Annotated in this window: 16 protein-coding genes and 1 tRNA gene; 12 read left to right on the forward strand and 5 right to left on the reverse strand. The window is 56.8% G+C overall.

Annotated elements, in window-relative coordinates:
• Genes NT131_04625 through NT131_04645 form a run of 5 tightly spaced genes read left to right on the forward strand, consistent with a single transcriptional unit; the run spans window position 1 to window position 5,225 of the window.
• Window positions 1-840, forward strand: a complete 840-nt coding sequence (locus NT131_04625) for a sulfide/dihydroorotate dehydrogenase-like FAD/NAD-binding protein (protein MCX6650925.1) — start codon at window positions 1-3, stop codon at window positions 838-840.
• Window positions 827-2,272 (forward strand): NADPH-dependent glutamate synthase, encoded by a 1,446-nt coding sequence (gene gltA / locus NT131_04630; GenBank protein ID MCX6650926.1) that lies wholly within the window; start codon window positions 827-829, stop codon window positions 2,270-2,272. The genes NT131_04625 and gltA overlap by 14 nt, the downstream gene beginning before the upstream one ends.
• Before the next feature lie 2 nt (window positions 2,273-2,274).
• Window positions 2,275-3,231: an oxidoreductase gene (locus NT131_04635; GenBank protein ID MCX6650927.1), complete on the forward strand. Its 957-nt coding sequence runs from the start codon at window positions 2,275-2,277 to the stop codon at window positions 3,229-3,231.
• Window positions 3,228-4,691 (forward strand): Ni/Fe hydrogenase subunit alpha, encoded by a 1,464-nt coding sequence (locus NT131_04640; GenBank protein ID MCX6650928.1) that lies wholly within the window; start codon window positions 3,228-3,230, stop codon window positions 4,689-4,691. The genes NT131_04635 and NT131_04640 overlap by 4 nt, the downstream gene beginning before the upstream one ends.
• Window positions 4,692-4,721: 30 nt before the next feature.
• The gene (locus NT131_04645) at window positions 4,722-5,225 is read left to right on the forward strand and encodes a hydrogenase 3 maturation endopeptidase HyCI (protein MCX6650929.1); all 504 of its coding nucleotides are present in this window, start codon (window positions 4,722-4,724) and stop codon (window positions 5,223-5,225) included.
• An 89-nt stretch (window positions 5,226-5,314) separates the two neighbouring features.
• On the opposite strand, the gene NT131_04650 is transcribed toward NT131_04645, so the two are convergent.
• Together NT131_04650 and NT131_04655 are read right to left on the reverse strand one after the other, a co-directional pair.
• The gene (locus NT131_04650; GenBank protein MCX6650930.1) at window positions 5,315-5,482 is read right to left on the reverse strand and encodes a 4Fe-4S binding protein; all 168 of its coding nucleotides are present in this window, start codon (window positions 5,480-5,482) and stop codon (window positions 5,315-5,317) included.
• 69 nt (window positions 5,483-5,551) lie between these two features.
• Complete coding sequence (locus NT131_04655; GenBank protein MCX6650931.1) at window positions 5,552-5,977, reverse strand: universal stress protein; 426 nt, start codon at window positions 5,975-5,977, stop codon at window positions 5,552-5,554.
• A gap of 233 nt (window positions 5,978-6,210) precedes the next feature.
• On the opposite strand from NT131_04655, the gene NT131_04660 reads away from it, so the two are divergent.
• From NT131_04660 to NT131_04685, 6 genes are read left to right on the forward strand one after another with little or no spacing between them, the layout of a single operon-like run.
• Window positions 6,211-7,272, forward strand: coding sequence for an amidohydrolase family protein (locus NT131_04660; protein ID MCX6650932.1), 1,062 nt, complete (start codon window positions 6,211-6,213; stop codon window positions 7,270-7,272).
• A 4-nt stretch (window positions 7,273-7,276) separates the two neighbouring features.
• On the forward strand, window positions 7,277-7,723 hold the full coding sequence (locus NT131_04665) for a universal stress protein (GenBank protein MCX6650933.1): 447 nt from the start codon (window positions 7,277-7,279) through the stop codon (window positions 7,721-7,723).
• Window positions 7,720-8,568, forward strand: coding sequence for a CBS domain-containing protein (locus NT131_04670; GenBank protein MCX6650934.1), 849 nt, complete (start codon window positions 7,720-7,722; stop codon window positions 8,566-8,568). Before NT131_04665 ends, NT131_04670 begins: the two co-directional genes overlap by 4 nt.
• Window positions 8,568-10,262 carry a glycine--tRNA ligase gene (gene glyS / locus NT131_04675; GenBank protein ID MCX6650935.1) on the forward strand — a complete coding sequence of 565 codons (1,695 nt, stop codon included), beginning with the start codon at window positions 8,568-8,570 and terminating at the stop codon, window positions 10,260-10,262. The genes NT131_04670 and glyS overlap by 1 nt, the downstream gene beginning before the upstream one ends.
• A gap of 35 nt (window positions 10,263-10,297) precedes the next feature.
• Window positions 10,298-11,491, forward strand: a complete 1,194-nt coding sequence (locus NT131_04680) for a CBS domain-containing protein (GenBank protein ID MCX6650936.1) — start codon at window positions 10,298-10,300, stop codon at window positions 11,489-11,491.
• A gap of 52 nt (window positions 11,492-11,543) precedes the next feature.
• Entirely contained in the window at window positions 11,544-14,162 is a 2,619-nt protein-coding gene (locus NT131_04685) for a valine--tRNA ligase (protein MCX6650937.1), read from the forward strand.
• 24 nt (window positions 14,163-14,186) lie between these two features.
• Here NT131_04685 and NT131_04690 read toward each other — a convergent pair whose 3' ends face one another.
• A complete protein-coding gene (locus NT131_04690) occupies window positions 14,187-14,573 on the reverse strand; it encodes a hypothetical protein (protein MCX6650938.1) in 387 nt (128 codons plus the stop codon).
• Between the two features lie 96 nt (window positions 14,574-14,669).
• On the opposite strand from NT131_04690, the gene NT131_04695 reads away from it, so the two are divergent.
• Window positions 14,670-14,742: transfer RNA gene (locus NT131_04695), tRNA-Gly, on the forward strand.
• A gap of 42 nt (window positions 14,743-14,784) precedes the next feature.
• On the opposite strand, the gene NT131_04700 is transcribed toward NT131_04695, so the two are convergent.
• Complete coding sequence (locus tag NT131_04700; protein ID MCX6650939.1) at window positions 14,785-15,600, reverse strand: hypothetical protein; 816 nt, start codon at window positions 15,598-15,600, stop codon at window positions 14,785-14,787.
• A gap of 289 nt (window positions 15,601-15,889) precedes the next feature.
• Window positions 15,890-17,371, reverse strand: a complete 1,482-nt coding sequence (locus tag NT131_04705; GenBank protein MCX6650940.1) for a hypothetical protein — start codon at window positions 17,369-17,371, stop codon at window positions 15,890-15,892.
• Between the last annotated feature and the right edge of the window lie 69 nt (window positions 17,372-17,440).

The raw sequence follows: 17,440 nt of genomic DNA on the forward strand, positions 1-17,440 counted from the left end.
ATGTACGGTATAGTGTCCAAGAAGCGGCTCGCGTACAAGGAGAAACTGTTCGAGGTCGAGGTCCCGGGCATTGCGGCCAAGGCCAAGCCAGGACAGTTCCTGATAGTCATCGCCAAGGAGGGAGGCGAGAGGGTCCCCCTGACCATATGCGATTACGACGCCCGGAAGGGCACGGTGTCCTTCGCCTTTCACGAGGTTGGAAAGTCCACCAAGGAGCTGGGAACCTTTGAGCAGGGCGACAGCCTGTTCAACGTCACCGGGCCCCTGGGCAATCCGTCGGAGATACGGGATTACGGCCGCGTGCTGTGCGTGGGCGGGAGCATCATGATCGCCCCGCTCCTGCTCCAGTCCAGAGCCATGAAGGCTGCGGGGAACCATGTGACGACCGTACTTGGCTGCCGGAGCAAGGAGTTCCTGTTCATGGAGAAGGAGGCCGATGCCTGCAGCGACGAGGTGTACGTGGCCTCGGACGACGGCACGGTCGGCGAGAAGGGCATCGAGTTCCTGAAAGACCTGCTTACGCGAGAGCGCTTCGATCGCTGCGTGGTCATGGGGCCAGTGGTCATGATGAAGGCGGTGAGCGATATCACCAGACCTTACAACATACCGACCATCGTTTCCTTGACTCCGATAATGATCGACGGCATGGGCATGTGCGGCGTGTGCCGGGTGACCGTTGGCGGCAAGATGCTCTTCGGCTGCGTCGACGGCCCGGAGTTCGACGGGCACAAGACCAATTTTGATGAATTGATCAACCGGCAGCGTAGCATGCTTCCGGAAGAGAGGCTGAGCTCCATCCTTTGGGAGACGAAGGGAGGCTGCAAGTGTGAAAGGAAATGAGCCTCACGACAAAAAGGCCGCACTTGACGAGGACGTTCCTATGCCCAGGCAGGAGCCTCGGAAACGGGTCAAAAACTTCAGCGAGGTCGCCTTAGGCTATACGGAAGAGATGGCACTCCAGGAGGCCGCTAGGTGCTTGAAGTGCAAGAAACCGCAATGCCGCCAGGGCTGCCCGGTGGACGTGCCCATCCCCGAGTTCATAGAGCTGCTTAGGCAGGGCCAGTACGCCGAAGCGATAACGGTGATCAAGTCCAAGAACGCCCTGCCAGCCATCTGCGGGAGGGTATGCCCGCAGGAAAATCAGTGTCAGATGAACTGTGTCCGGGGCAAGAAGGGCGACCCGGTCAACATCGGGCGACTGGAGCGCTTCCTGGCCGACTGGGAGAGGGAGCACGGGGTCCAGATACCGGAACGAGCCCCTTCTACAGGTCGGAAGGTGGCCATAATCGGAGCGGGGCCTGCCGGACTGACCGCAGCGGCCGACCTTGTGAAGTTAGGGCATGAGGTAACGTTGTTCGAAGCGCTGCACGTGGCCGGGGGGGTGCTCAGCTACGGCATACCGGAGTTCCGCCTACCTAAGGAGATAGTCAAGAAGGAGGTGGAGTACGTCCAGAAACTGGGCGTGGACCTTCGAACGGGCAACCTCATCGGCAGGATTCACACCATCCCCGAGCTGATGGAGCAGGGCTATGACGCTATATTCATCGGCAGCGGCGCAGGTCTGCCGCAGTGGACCGGCTGCCCGGGGGAGAACCTGGGCGGCATCTACTCCGCCAACGAGTTCCTTATTCGGGTCAATCTGATGAAAGCTTACGATTTCCCAGAGAAAGACACGCCCATCCGCGTCGGCAAGCACGTCGTGGTCATCGGCGGCGGCAACGTGGCCATGGACTGCGCCCGCATCTCCATGAGGCTGGGGGCCACGGTCTGCCTGAACTACCGTCGCTCCCGGAACGAGCTGCCGGCCAGGCGTGAGGAGATCGAGAACGCCGAGGAGGAGGGCCTGATCTGTAAGTTCCTCAGCGCTCCTGTGGAGTTCTTTGGCGACGACAAGGGTTGGGTCAAATCCATGAAGAGCACCTGCATGGAGCTGACCGAGCCGGACGCCAGCGGCAGGCAGGGATGCCGGGCCATCCCCAATTCGGACGTCGAGATGCCGGTCGACACCGTCATCGTGGCCATCGGGCAGACACCCAACCCTATCATCCAGCGCACTACCGCGGGACTGCAGACCAACCCCCGGAACGGGACCATCGTGGTGGACACGGACGGACGCACCAACCTGAAGGGCGTCTTTGCCGGGGGGGACGTGGCCACCGGGGCGGCCACGGTCATCAGCGCCATGGGGGCCGGGAAACGGGCCGTCAAGGCCATGCACGAGTATCTCATGAACGAAACGCCGAGGGGGGAGCGACCATCGACCGAAAATTAAGGATCGCGTTCTACTGGGCCGCCAGCTGCGGCGGATGTGAGATAGCCGTACTGGACATCAACGAGAAGATACTCGACCTGGTGAAGTTAGCGGACATCGTCTTCTGGCCGGTGGCCATGGATTTCAAGTACAAGGATGTCGAGGGAATGCCGGACGGTCACATCGACATAACCTTCTTCAACGGCTCCATACGCAACAGCGAGCAGGAGCACATGGCCAAGCTGCTCCGCTCTAAATCGAGGATACTTATCGCCTTCGGATCGTGCGCCAACGAGGGCTCCGTGCCCGGGCTGGCCAACTTCAGCGACGCCAAAAGCATACTGGAAAGGGTCTATCTCAATGAGGATGGCCCCGCTGACGCCGTCATCCCGAAACCTGAATCGAAGGTAAAGGAGGGCACTCTCAGGATCCCGGTGTTCTACGATTCCGTCAGGACGCTGGCCCAGACCGTGGAAGTCGACTACTACCTACCGGGCTGCCCACCCCCGGTCGCCCTCATCACCAAAGCCTTGGACGCCATCATTATGAACGAACTGCCGCCGAAGGGGTCCGTCCTGGCACCATTGCCAGCGGTGTGTGACGAATGCCCGCGGATAAGACAGAACAAGAAGATCTCCAGCATACACCGCGTACATGAGATCACCCCGGAGCCGGAACGCTGCCTGATGGAGCAGGGGATCATCTGCATGGGGATGGCCACCCGCAGCGGATGCGGGGCCCAGTGCCTCAAGGTGGACATGCCCTGCACCGGCTGCGGCGGGGCGGCGCCCAACCAGTCCGACGTAGGCACTGGCATGATAACCGCATTGGCCTCCATCCTGAACCTGGATAAGGAGCCTGGGACGTACACCGATGAGGAGGTCTCCGAGCTCATATCGCAGATCAAGGACCCTGCGGGCATTTTCTACCTGTACAGCCTGCCCTCGTCCATCTTGCAGAAGAAGGTGGTGAAGAAATGAAGGAGATAAGCATCGATCCGATCACCAGGCTGGAAGGGCACGGCAGCGTGTCCATCTTCCTCAACGAGGCGGGCGAAGTGGAGAACGCCTATCTCAAGATCCCCGAGCTGAGGGGCTTCGAGGCCTTCTGCGTCGGACGCCCGGCCGAGCTCATGCCTATCATCACCACCAGGATCTGCGGGGTCTGCCCGGTGGCCCATCACTACGCCTCGGTCAAAGCGCTGGACGAGGCGTTCCACGTCACACCGCCGTCCGCGGCCAAGAAGCTGCGGGAGCTACAGTACATGGGCTACATCTGCTACGACCACACCCTGCACTTCTACTATCTGGGCGGGCCTGACTTCATCGTTGGTCCGGACGCGCCACCGAATAAGCGCAACATACTAGGCGTCATAGAGAAGGCCGGCCTCGACGTGGCCAAGGAGGTCATCAGGCACCGCGCCTATGGGCAGAAGATAACCGAGATAATCGGGGGAAAGGCCACGCACCCGGTCAGCGGGCTTCCCGGCGGTATAAGCAAGCCCCTCAGCGAGGAGTTCCGCGCCTCCATCCTGGAGATGTCAAGGTCCCTGGTCAAGTTCGCCCAGTTCACCCTGCAGCTCTTCCACGACCTGGTCCTGGACAACCCCAAGTATCTGGAGATGATCAAGAGCGAGGTCTATACCCAGAGGACCTATTATATGGGCACGGTGGACCCCAAGAACCGGGTCAACTTCTATGATGGCGAGGTTCGGGTGGTGGACCCTTCAGGCAGGGAGTTCGCCAGGTTCAGGGCGGCGGACTATGCCGAACATATCGAGGAAAGGTCCGAGGAATGGACCTATTCCAAGTTCCCTTTCCTGAGGAAGGTCGGCTGGAAGGGCTTCACGGACGGAGCGGGCAACGGCATATACCGGGTAGGTCCGCTTGCTCGCCTAAACGCCGCGGACGGGATGGCCACGCCCCTGGCCCAGGCCGAATACGATAGGATGTTCGGTATGCTGGGCAAGCCGGCCCATGGCACCCTGGTGTTCCATTGGGCCCGGTTGATCGAGCTGCTGTACGCCGCCGAGCGGGCGGTGGAGCTGGCCAACGACCCGGAGATCACCAGCACGCACGTCCGCAACAAGACGGGTGAGCCGGGCGAGGGCGTCGGCATCGTCGAGGCGGCCAGAGGGACGCTCGTCCATCATTACAAACTAGACCGGAACGCGCTGGTCCAGAACGTCAATATGATCGTTGCCACCACCAACAACTATCCCTCCATCTGCATGAGCATCCGGGACGCCGCCAAGGGCCTGATCCATGGCGGTAAGGCGAACGAGGAGACCCTGAACCGGGTGGAGATGGCCTTCCGGGCCTACGACCCCTGCTTCGGGTGCGCCACGCACTTCGCGGTCGGCCAGATGCCGCTGGAGGTCCAGGTGTACGATTCTGGGAAGCACCTAGTGGGAAGGTTTTCCCGCCAGATAGACGGATAAACCCCCCGTTCGCATATCATATCAAGGCGGATGCGTCAAGTGAAAGAGCACACTCAAAACCTCGAGGACGAGCTGCATGCCTGGCTGAAGGGTGCGGCCAGCATAGTGCTGGCCGGCATCGGAAACTCCATCCGCAGGGACGATTTTGTTGGCGTCAAAATAGCCGTGGACCTGGTGGGCAAGGTCTCCGACACGATGCACCTTATCGAGTGCGAGACCGTGCCGGAGAGCTTCGTGGATGAGATCGTGGAGATTAGACCCACGCATGTACTTCTCATCGACGCTGCAGTGCTCGGATTAAAGCCTGGAACGGTCCACCTGTACGATGCCGAGGAGGTCATGAACGTCCCGACCATCTCGACCCACACTTTACCGCTGAGGGTGTTCTGTGATTATGTGAAGGAGCTCACCGGAGCGAGGATCGCCCTTTTGCTTATAGAACCGAAGAACGTGGACTTCGGCGAGGGATTGACCCCGGAGGTCGAGGCGGCGGCGGTCAGGGTCAGGGGCGCTCTTCTGGACAACCTGCCCTAAGGAATTTCGATATATGCTTTCGTACATCAATAAAATTGAAAATCAGGTAAGATAAATGGTTTGATGGGCGGTCGGAGACCGTTGGGAATTCACTTGGACAGACAGTCGTTGGGGCACTCGTCGATGCACTTTCCGCAGTCGGTGCACTTCTTGGGGTCGATCACGGCGACATCGTCAACGGCTAATGCCCCGCTCGGGCAGACATCCTCGCAAAGTCCGCATCCCACGCACTCGTCCACGTTAACCTTAGTAACCATTGTAAGGCACCTATGAAAAGGTGGAAGAAAAATTTTAGTATTTATGCTTTACCTATTCTAGATAGTCACTCACCTAACGATGAGCACAGAGGTGCTGGCCTTTTTCGAGAGGGAGGAGGAGACACTGCCTATCAAAGCCCCTTTGGCCGCCCCCATGCCCCTGCTTCCCGTAACGATCAGGTCCGGGTGGAACGTTTCGGCGAACTCCAGTATCTTGGCCACCGGCGGGCCGTGCAACAGATGCGCCGTAGCCTGCACCCCTTCTGATGTAAGGATCTCAAGAGATTCCTGCAGCACCTTGTTCCCCTGGACCTCCATCTCCTCGGTGCCTGCCTCAGCAACCAGCGAGGCGAACTCCCGCATCTCCACCACGCAGACGACCGCTATTTCGTAGGAAGGGGTGGACAGCGCCAGCAGGGCCGCTTTGCGCAAGGCCTTCTCGCCGTGCACCGAGCCGTCCACTGCCACCAGTAGCCTCAATTGCTTTCCCTCCATGGGTCGAACCACCTCTGGGCCATGAGCGTGGGCGCCAAGGCCCCTATGATTATCACTCTCACCAATATTGAGAATTGCGTTCGGTCGAGGAAGTCTGCAGCACCTCAGACTCCCAAAAACAACCCCATTGTTTTGGTTATGGGTCAATCACGTTGCATTTAAATGATTCAACGCAATTACCATTTGGTTTTTACCAACAAGCGGTTAAAATAGCGTCAAACCGATAGGGAAGCATGCGTTACGTCTCCGGCCTCGTGCTCGGCCAGGATGGTTTCTTTCCCGGCTACGTGGGCATCGAGGACGGGGTGATCGCTGAGGTGGGGAAGGGGGAGAGAGGCGGGGCGGACGCCAACGGACTGATCGTCCCTACCCTGGTGAACGGGCACACCCACATCGCGGACTACATCGTGCCGGTGGACCCGACATTGTCCTTGGAGGAGCTGGTGGCGCCGCCCAACGGTCTCAAGCACCGCCTGCTGGAGAGCGCGAAGCCGGAAGACCTCATGCGCGGCATGCTGGAGATGAAGCGCTTCATGGTCCGGCACGGGGTGTCCCATTTCCTGGACTTCCGAGAGGGGGGATACGACGGTTCCGATTACCTGAGGAGGTTGGATGGCGATGGCGCAACGTCAGTCATAATGGGGCGGCCGAAGCTCTTGGAGTTCTGCCGCCAGGGCACCCGCCGTCTGCTGCGCGTCGCCGACGGCATAGCCGTCTCCTCCATCTCCGACTGGGAGTACCCGGAACTGCAGAAGCTGGCTAAGGAAGTGCGCTTGCAAGGACGTCCCTTCGCTATCCACGTCAGCGAAAGGGTGCGGGAGGACGTCGAAAAGGTGCTGGACCTCAAGCCCTCGTACGTCGTGCACATGACCGAGGCCACCGACGCGGACCTGCAGAGGATCGCTCAGGAGAACGTGCCGGTGGTATCCTGCCCCCGTTCCAACCTCTTTTTCGGCAAGGTTCCTCCGTTGAAGAGACTGCTAAACAACGGTGTGACCGTCGCCCTGGGCACGGACAACGCCATGCTGTGCCTGCCGGACATGCTGGCGGAGATGGAGATGGCCGCCCGGGTGTTGCGGTCCCAGGGCGTCGGTGGCATCAGGGAAGCCCTGCAGATGGCCCTGAACGGAAGAAAATTATTAAATGGCCAGGAATCGTTTAGTATAGAACCGGACGCACGTTGCGAGCTGATGGTGCTCAGGTACAGGGGTGGGGACCCGGTCGCCGACCTTGTTCTTAGAGGCGCCTCGGAGGCACCGGAGCTGGTATGCATAGGTAACAATTGCTGGAGATGAGAGGATGGTCCTGTTCAAGAAGATATTGATTCCCACGGACGGAAGCGAGTACACCAAGGCGGCCGTCGACAAAGGGCTGGAGATGGCAAAGGTCTTGGGGGCGGAGGTCACCGCTCTCTATGTGGTGGACCAGACCTCGTTCATAAACTTCCCCATGGATTCCACCATCGTGAGCGTGTACACCTTGCTGGAACGGGAGGGCGCCGAGGCCATGGACTACGTGAAGAAGGAGGCAGAGAGAATGGGCGTGAAGGTCACCACCTGCATCGAGGAAGGCTCGCCGTCCCGCAAGATAGTGGACCTTTCGGCCCAGCACGACCTAGTGGTCATGGGCACGTTAGGTCGCACCGGTTTTTCCAAGTTGTTACTCGGCAGCGTGGCCGAGCGCGTGGTGCGCTTCGCCAAATGCCCGGTTCTCGTCATCCGTTCCCTGGGGGATGATTCCCAGTGACCAACGTCGGGGACGTCATGACGTCCAACCCCATCGTGGCCCAGGTCCCGGGTTCCAGAGCCGAGGTGCTGAAGATAATGATACAGCATAACCTGACCGGGCTACCTGTCGTTCGGAGAAACGACGGTTCATTGGCCGGCATGATAACCCGTCAGGACATATTCGACCGCCCGGACGAGGAGCAGGCGGCCATGATCATGCAGCGGGAGCACCTCTCCATATCGCCCAAGGCGTCGGTGGAGGAGGCGGCCAAGCTGTTGGTGGAGGGGACGATGCGCCACCTGCCGGTGGTCGAAGGCAACCGCCTGGTCGGCATATTGACGCCCACGGACCTGCTGTGCATCGTGGAGAAGCGGGGCATCGACTCCCCGGTGGAGAAGGTGATTCGCTCGCCTTGCGTCCCCATATTCCAGGAGTCGCCCTTGGCCGTGGCGTCCGTCATACTAAAAGTATCAAAGTCCTCGGCACTGCCGGTGCTGGACGAACATGGGCGCTTAACGGGCATAATCACTGATCGGGATATATTCAACAAGAGCTACGTGGAGGGCGTCCAGGCCATTTCTGACCTGGGCATTGCGGAGGACGAGGACCAGTGGTCCTGGGACGGCCTGCGGAACGTCATGAAGCTGTGGTACGAAGTCTCCAAGATAGAGCTACCAGGCGTGCCCATAAAGGACATCATGGTGAAGGACCCCATCACCGTGTTCAAGAAGACCGCCATCTCCGAGGCGGCGCGCATCATGCGCAAGAACGATTTCGGTCAGCTGCCCGTCCGTGATAACAAGGACCGGCTGCTGGCCATGATATACGATCATGATATCATATCGGTGCTGATCAAGGAGTAATGAACCAGATGAAGGAGGTCAACTCTGGTGAGATCCTCTCCCTGTGCAAGAGGAGAGGGTTCATCTACCCCGCCTTTGAGATATACGGCGGCATCGCTGGCCTGTACGACTACGGGCCGCTGGGCACGGCGCTGAAGGCCAATATCGTGGAGCTGTGGCGCCGGATCTACGCGATGCAGGAAGGGTTCGTGGAGATAGACGGCGACAACATCGGGCCGGAGGCGGTATTCAAGGCCTCCGGGCACGTGGACAACTTCACCGATCTTTCCGTTACTTGCAAGGCGTGCGGAGAATCGTTCCGCGCGGACCACCTGACAAAGGGGCTCCACCCCAACCCCGACTCCCTTTCCATCGAAGAGCTGCAGAAGCTCCTGCGCGACAACAACGTCCGCTGCCAGTGCGGCGGGGAGTTCGGCGACGTGGAAGAGTTCAACCTCATGTTCAAAACGAAGATCGGGCCAGGGAACGGCCGCACCGGCTACCTCCGCCCGGAGACGGCGCAGTCCATCTTCGTGAACTACGCCAACCTCTATCGTCACTGCCGTGAACGATTGCCGTTCGGCTGCATACAGGTCGGTCGCGGCTTCCGCAATGAGATCTCCCCGCGCCAAGGCGTCATAAGGCTGCGGGAGTTCAACATGATGGAGGCCGAGCTCTTCGTGGACCCGGAGGACAAGACCTGGCTCCGTTATAATGACATTAAGGATAACAAGGTGAAGCTGGTCCCCAACATCGGGGAGGAGGAGGTCGAGATCACCTACGGTGAGGCCGTGGACAAGGGAACGATAGGGAACCAGACCTTGGCCTACTTCATGTGGGTGACCTACGATTTCTTGACCTCCGCGGGCATCGATCCGGCACGATTGCGCTTCCGCCAGCATCTTAAGACGGAGATGGCGCACTACGCTTCCGACTGCTGGGACGCCGAGGTGCTCATAAGCTTCGGCTGGACGGAGATCGTGGGCATTGCCGACCGCGGCTGCTGGGACCTGTCCCGGCACATGGAGTTCTCCAAGGCGGACCTGACCGCGTTCAAGCGCTTCGACGAGCCGAAGGACGTGGAGTGCGACGCCGTCCGTCCGAAGTTCGGTGCGCTCGGCCCTCGCTTCAAGGGCGCGGCCGGGGACATCAAGAAGCAGTTGGAGGTCATGGACGCCTCAGCGGTGCATGACGGAATGGTCACGGTCACCGTCGACGGCCAGAACGTGGACCTGGACACCATGTACTATGAGGTGGTCCGGGTCAAGGAGAAGGTGAACGGCGTGAAGGTGACGCCGCACGTCATCGAGCCGTCCCATGGCCTGGACCGCATACTATACAGCTGTCTGGAGCACGCTTACCGGGAAAAGGACGGGTACGTCACCCTCGGACTAAAACCGCAGGTGGCGCCCATCAAAGTAGGGGTGTTCCCGCTCATGACCAAGGACGGCATGGGAGAGGTGGCCAAGGCCCTGGACCTTGCTCTGCGGGAGGAGGGCATCGCCACCTACTATGACGATTCCGGTTCCATCGGCCGGCGCTACGCGCGCATGGACGAGGCCGGGACGCCCTGGTGCGTCACCGTGGACTATGACACGCTCGAGAAGGGCGACGTGACCATCAGGGAACGGGACACCGCCGAGCAGACGCGGGTCCCGGCCGACGACGTGGTGACGCTCATCAAAGAGCGCCTGCGGCGCAAACTATCTTGCTGAACTTATATCTTAATGGACGAGGAAGGTGAGCCAAAATGATAGGAGAAAGCATCGAGGGATTGAAGAAAAGGGAGCTGCTCAGGTCCCTCATCGACTCTAACAAGGTCGAGGACCTGATGAAGAAGAAGTTCGAGACCGTAGACCCGGAGATGACCCTCTCTGACGTGGTGGCTAAGATGAGGTCGTCCGACATGCACGAGATACCTGTGGTGGACGGCAAGAAACTGCTGGGGGTCATCAGCTACGGCACGGTGATCAGGAAGAAGAACCTGGTCATTGGCACCAAGGCCAGGACCATGGTGGAGAGCACCCCGGAGATCACCTTGGAGACGCCGATCACCGAGATAGCCGAGCATTTCCTTTCCTCTGGATACCGCCAATTGCCTGTGACCAAGGGGAAGGCGGTGCAGGGCATAATCACCCGCGCTGGCATAATCTCCGTCCTCACCAAGCTGAAGGACGTGAAAGCCCTGAAGGTGGCCGACCTGATGAGCAGCGGCACCCGTTCCGTTCACGAGAAGGACCTAATCAAGGACGCCATGTCCCTGATGCGGGAGCTGGAGGTGCGCACCGTCCCGGTGGTCGACGACAATGACCGGTTGATCGGTATAATAGGCATCAAGGACATCGTGCAATACTCCTGGAGCGGCTCAGGCACCCAGGCCCAGGGCCGTCGGGACATGGGAGGAAATAACAACCCGGTGGAGCTGGAGGTGCGCTCGCTGATGCACGACTCGCCGGTGACGCTAGCCCCCGAGGACCCGTTGACGAAAGCGATAGAGACCATGGTGGACCGAAACATATCGACGATACCCATCATCTCCAAGGACCACATGGTGGGGATCATCACCAAGTACGACATCCTGGAGCTGGTGGCGTCCGTGCGCAACCGGGACATGGTCTACACCCAGATATCCGGCCTGGAGGAGGAGGACCGCTTCTCCCTGGACGTCATGGAGAAGGAGATACAGTCCGGTCTGGCCAAGATCTCCAAGTTCACCCGGCCCCTGCTCTTCACCATACATGTCAGCAAGCACAATCGGGAGGGCACCAGGGCCAAGTACTCGCTGACCGGCAGACTGAGCACGGAAGGCTCGCACTACATGGCCAAGGCCGTGGACTGGTCGCTCGGGCAGACCACCGTGGAGCTGATGGACCGCCTGGACCGTATCGTCACGGATAAGAAGGAGCATAACGAGGATATGCGCACCAAGAAGAACCGCCGCTGAGCTCCGGGCTCAGCAACCTTTTTTAAACCTTTTCCCATTCCCTCTCCAGTCCATGTCACAGTATGAAGCGATACCCACGGAGAGGAAGTGGCAGAAACAGTGGAAGGACTGGGAGCTGTACAAGTTCGAGATGGATTCCGATCGGCCGGTCTATTCCATCGACAACCCGCCCCGCTACGCCTCTGGCGCCCTGCATCTGGGCCACGCCACCGGCTATTCGCTCATCGATTTCGCCGCCCGTTACCACCGGCAGCGCGGCTACAATGTCATGTTCCCCCTCTGCTTTGATGTGAACGGCACGCCAGTGGAGGTGAGGGTGGAGAAGAAGTTCGGCATCAACAAGTACTCCGTGCCCCGCCAGAAGTACATCGAGATGTGCGAGGAGTACGCCAACTCCTTCATCGAGTCCATGAAGGCCCAGTTCGAGATCCTAGGGGAGAGCATGGACCCCTCCGTCTACTATCAGACGGACGCTCCTTATTACAGGCGCATCACCCAGATCACCTTCATCAAGATGCTGGAGAAGGGGCTCGCGTACAAAGGTGAGTACCCGGTCAACTGGTGCCCGCGCTGCATAACGGCGTTGGCGGACGCCGAGGTGGAATACGACCAGAACGTCACCAAGCTTAACTACGTCAAGTTCCCCCTGGCGGACCTAGACGAGAATATAATCATCGCCACCACCCGCCCGGAGCTCATCTGCACCTGCCAGACCATCGCCGTGCATCCTAACGACGCACGCTACGCGGAACTAGTCGGCCAATACGTCATCACCCCGGTGTTCGGGAAGAAGGTCAAGGTCATCGCCGACGAGAAGGTCGACCCGGCCTTCGGCTCCGGCATCGTCATGATCTGCACCATCGGGGACAAGACCGACCTGGAATGGGTCATGAAGTACAAGCTGCCCCTGGACAAGGGTATCGACGAGGAAGGGCGCATGACGGCCATAGCCGGTCCTTACGAGGGCATGCCGGTGAAGGACGCCCGAGCCAAGATCATCAAGGACCTGCTGGCCCAGGGCCTCATAGTCAAGCAGGAGGAGCAGGTGCAGAACCGCAGCATCTGCTGGAGGTGCCACGCTCCCATCGAGTTCCTGCAGGTCAAGCAGTGGTTCCTCAAGACCATGCCCTTCAAGGAACAGGTGCTGGCCAAGGCCGACGAGATAAAGTGGTTCCCGGAGTTCATGAAGGTCCGGCTGCAGGACTGGGTCAACTCGCTGCAGTGGGACTGGGTGCTGTCGCGTCAGCGCTACTTCGCCACGCCCATCCCGGTGTGGGAGTGCCAGAACTGCGATTTCGTGCTGCCGGCCAAAGAGGAAGATTGTTACATGGACCCCACGGTGAAGAATCCGTACCTGGAGAAGTGCCCCATGTGCGGCGGGGAGCTGAAGGGCTGCCCGGACGTGTTCGACACCTGGATGGACTCCTCCGTGTCGCCGCTCTACAACACCTTCTGGAAGCGGGACGAGGAGAAGTTCAAGAAACTGTACCCGATGTCCCTGCGGCCGCAGTCGCATGACATCATCCGCACCTGGGCCTTCTACACCATCCTACGGGAGTATCTGCTTACTGACGAGAAGCCCTGGGAGCACATCATGATCCACGGGTTCATCATGGCTCCGGACGGAACGCCGATGCACACCTCGATCGGGAACGTGATAGACCCCATGCCGCTGCTGGAGAGCTATGGGACGGACGCTCTGCGCTACTACGCCTGCACCTGCACTCTAGGCGAGGACCACGCCTTCCGCGAGAGGGACGTCGTGCACGGCAAGAAGCTGTGCACCAAGATCTGGAACCTCGGCAAGCTCATCGAGATGACGGTGACGGAGAGGCCGGAGAGGGTGCAGTTGAAGCCCATCGACCGCTGGATCATGAGCCGCTACACCAAGGTCCTGGAGACGGTCACCGGGCATCTGGACAACTACAATTTCGATAAAGCGATGCGGGAAGTGGAGAACTTCGCCTGGAAGGAGTTCGCCGACCACTACGTGGAGATGACCAAGCACCGCACGCGGACCAACGACAAATCCGTGCGTTACACGCTGTACACGGTCTACCTGGGCATACTGAAGATGATGGCCCCGATGCTGCCGCACGTGACCGAGGATGCGTACCAGGCGTTCGCCGCCATGGACGACTCGAAGTCCATCCACATCAGCAAGTGGCCGGAGCCGGAGCACATCGACGAGGAGGCGGAGGTCAAGGGCGAGCTGACCAAGGACATCATCGCCGCCGTGCGCACCTGGAAGGCGGAGAAGAAGTATCCTTTGAACAAGGAGCTCCTGAATGTGGAGATCGTCGGAAAGGGCGCCTTGGCCTTGAAGGGATATGAACAGGACATCGCCATGACCGTGCGCGCGGGCAGGGTCGAGGTCCTGGAAAAGGTCCAGCTGAACGAGTGCCCCATTCAGGTGAAACCGGTCCACGCCAAGATCGGCCCCCTGTTCAAGAACCTGGCCCGGGACGTGGTAGCGCAGATCGCGGCCATCGAACCGGAGACGGCCATGCGAAAGCTGGCCGAAGGCGGGTTCGAGGTCACCCTGGACAACGGGCGGTCGGTGCTCATCACCAGCGACCTGGTGGAGGTCGTCTGCGAGCTGCAGTTCAAGGGAAAGTCCGTGGAGACCATTCAGGTCAGGGACCTGCTGGTGGTCATTGAAGTCAAATGATCTTTCCAGCCGGCGCTTGCCGGCTCACCACCATCTTTTCCTGTACGTCAGGTAGACGGTAAGTTTCCACAGTAATAGCGAGATCAGGAAGAAGACTATGCCGTTCTCGTTCACCAGCAGGTAACAACCTCCAAGGAAGGCGAATATCAGGGAGACAATGGCTAGCGCTCCTCCCCATTTCAACGCCTGGTATAGCTGTTGCAACGGGACGTAGACCTGGTCGTACAGCAGGTAGATTACAAGCACCAGGACCAGCAGGAAGGCCGCCTGGACGTAAGGTGAGACCAGGGACAGCACGCTATCGAAGAACAGCGAGCCGGGGCTGGTTCCCAGGACCAGGAAGAGGCCGAAGAGGAACATGGAAAGTACCGGCAGAATCGAACGGTCGCGTCTCCTCCTTGCTCGTGCCATCTGCGGGGAATCCGCTTCCCGATATTTGAATCGACGGCTGGATATCTGGAATTCAACAACCTTTAAATGCAATCAGTGCATTTCCGAAAAAGCAACGCGGGTGTAGTGTAGCTGGTTATCACTTGAGCTTGCCAAGCTCATAACTCGGGTTCAAATCCCGGCGCCCGCACTCTCATCCATAGTCAGCATATAAAAATGGAGAGAAGGGGTTTTAAGAATCTTTCTTTGCTGCCCCCTTTAACCTCGAAATTTTCTTTTGAAGAGTCTGAAGATAAAGGATTAAATCATCAACGATGTCTATATCCGATTTTACCTTAACATAAAAATCCTCTGTTTGGATAATGTGCCAGCCGAGGTTTTCCTGGCTTTGCTTTTCCGATGATTTTTCAGTCAATGGGACATCGATTGGACTGACATTTTCCGAGAGTTCGGTTGGTTGATAAGGAGTCGATGTCTTGGATTGACCTCCGAAGGATAGCCCCCTTTCGTCTCTGACGATGATACCTGTGTAAATGAGATATTCTAATAGGGTTCTCAGTGCAAGCTGCTCTTTTATTTTATCTGTTTGAGCGGCAATTGCTAACTCCCCGAGGAATTTATCCTCGGACATTATTGGTTCGTTACTAAAAACTGATGTTGCTATTTCAGCAAACCATGTTTTCACAATAAGAGCGGCCAGTATTGGTCTTGCTTTATCATCACTCACGGATTTCGCATTGATAAATTGTATTGCTTCCTGAGTTGGAACATATAATCCACGATCCGAGGGAGTAATCAGCCCGATATCCCGTAAAAATCGGACATTCATTGATGCTGCTTGTGCAGGAATCCCCTCCCCTTCTATTTGAGATGCGGAAATTCCACTTGATCTTCTTTGGTTGACAATCCTCTTAAGAACATCAAACTGGACCTGAAAACTATGTCTATTGGAAGGAAGGACATATCTGCTATATACCCTAGCTTTCCTTTTTGCTCGTTCATCCTTATCTTCTTCTGGTTTTACACTTGGTTTGGTTGATTGTTCCATGTTATAAACCTCTTATATGGAGTAAAAGATGTTTGTTATATATATATTATTACCTTATTATGTAGTATATGTTTTCATATTCATATTAACATGTTATACATATTATGTAACATAAAATAATAATGTATATTATTGTACAATATTTCTAAAACAAGGTATTTCACCACGGCTATCGCCCCTCCTATCACAAAGATAGTTAGGTAATAGAGTTGAACCGGGATGGGGTGATTATTGGTATTTATGATAATCCCGACCAGAGGGAAAAAAGATGGAGGATAGTAAGCTCCTCTCAACCCTTTTTTATCAAAATAAATGGGTGATTGTGTAAGACCGCATACTTGCTTATTCTATCGCTGAAGTCCTCAAGCTCATCCAGGAATTTTGGTTTACACACCACGACAATTACATTGTGATATGCATCGAGATGGCGGAATACCTGACCAAACGCTCTGTCCAGCTCCCCGCCCCTTGGCGACTTCTTGACTTCGATGGGATAGTTTTGATCGACGAGAATATCGACCAGGGTATCTCCCGCTTCCATTCTCGTGGTATGACCCCTTCCCGAAAGGAATGCGTTTAGATCAGCCCTATAACCATCTTCAGAAGCATAGGATATTGTGGGAAGCCACGCATCGATATCACGCACCAAGACATCAAACCCGGCATCTCCTTTGACCGAGATGGTTGATTTCCTACTGGGGGTTGAAGGAATGACCTGAGTTGCCTTAGGCTCCGATTTGGGTTTGTGCTTATCTACACCAAACAAATCGCGTAACAAATCATCCATCTGGTCATCTTTGCTGCGTCTCCGAGGCAGGTCATAAGCTGATGCAATCGAATTAAGTGAAATACCATCGAGCGCACTCAATACCGACTCTGGTGATCCATCGCAGCTCTGAACTATCCTGAGGATAAGCTCATCCTTTTTCCCTGAGACTGGTTCTCCCAGTTTATACAATGCTGACTTCAACGCTTCTTTGTCCAATACATCCAAGACATCAAGCAACAGATTGCCTTCTTTGTCTTTCGATTTGGCCTTGGGTTTGGTCTCTGCTACGGAGGACGCTTGGAGCGGTATCGGTTTTGCAACCGACACAATTCCAAATTGAGCTTCCAATATCTCGCTTACTTGCTCATCTTTCAAGCGCTTTCTTTGAATACCGTATTGAGAAGCCAGATATTGTAGGTTGGCCAGGTCGATCATTGGAATGATCAACTGAGGGTTGCCGTTCTGGGAATTGATTAAACGAAGGACAATCTCGTTCTTATTCCCGGAAATCGCCTGGTCAAACCTCATTAATAATGACTGAAGAGATTCCTTGTCCAGACTTAGCAGCATATCATACAATTTCTTACTTGGTTCGTCTTGATAAGGGTTAGACGATTGAGAGCTTTCGACGGGTGGTGTATGTTGAGTAGTAAATGTCAATTCTGATTTAGGCGTACTTTGAGTTGGTAAAACAGACGGTTGAAAATGGTTCGGTTCCTCATCAACAATCTCATTCAAGATCGTATTGATAATATCGCCTTTCGAGGCCAGTCTAAATTTGGACAGTAAGCTTGCACTTGTCTTCTCATTCCTGATTATGTTGGCCAAAATCATCTGGGGCATTCTCGATAGTAGAGGAGCAGCGTTGGTTTTATTGAAGTTCTTTTCTACAATCGCCAGCATTTCGCGCTTTGAACCGGTATAAGGAAGCCCCGACGATTTCATCATTATGGAAATGTCTTCCTTTTGGGCGTACTTATCCATTAAGTCTACTATCCGCATCGATGACTGCAAGGTACCTGAGTGGGGTTAATATTTTCTATTGTAGACTTCTTAATAAAAAGGAAAAAG

It is taken from the genome of Methanomassiliicoccales archaeon, assembly GCA_026394395.1.
GTDB lineage: Archaea > Thermoplasmatota > Thermoplasmata > Methanomassiliicoccales > UBA472 > UBA472.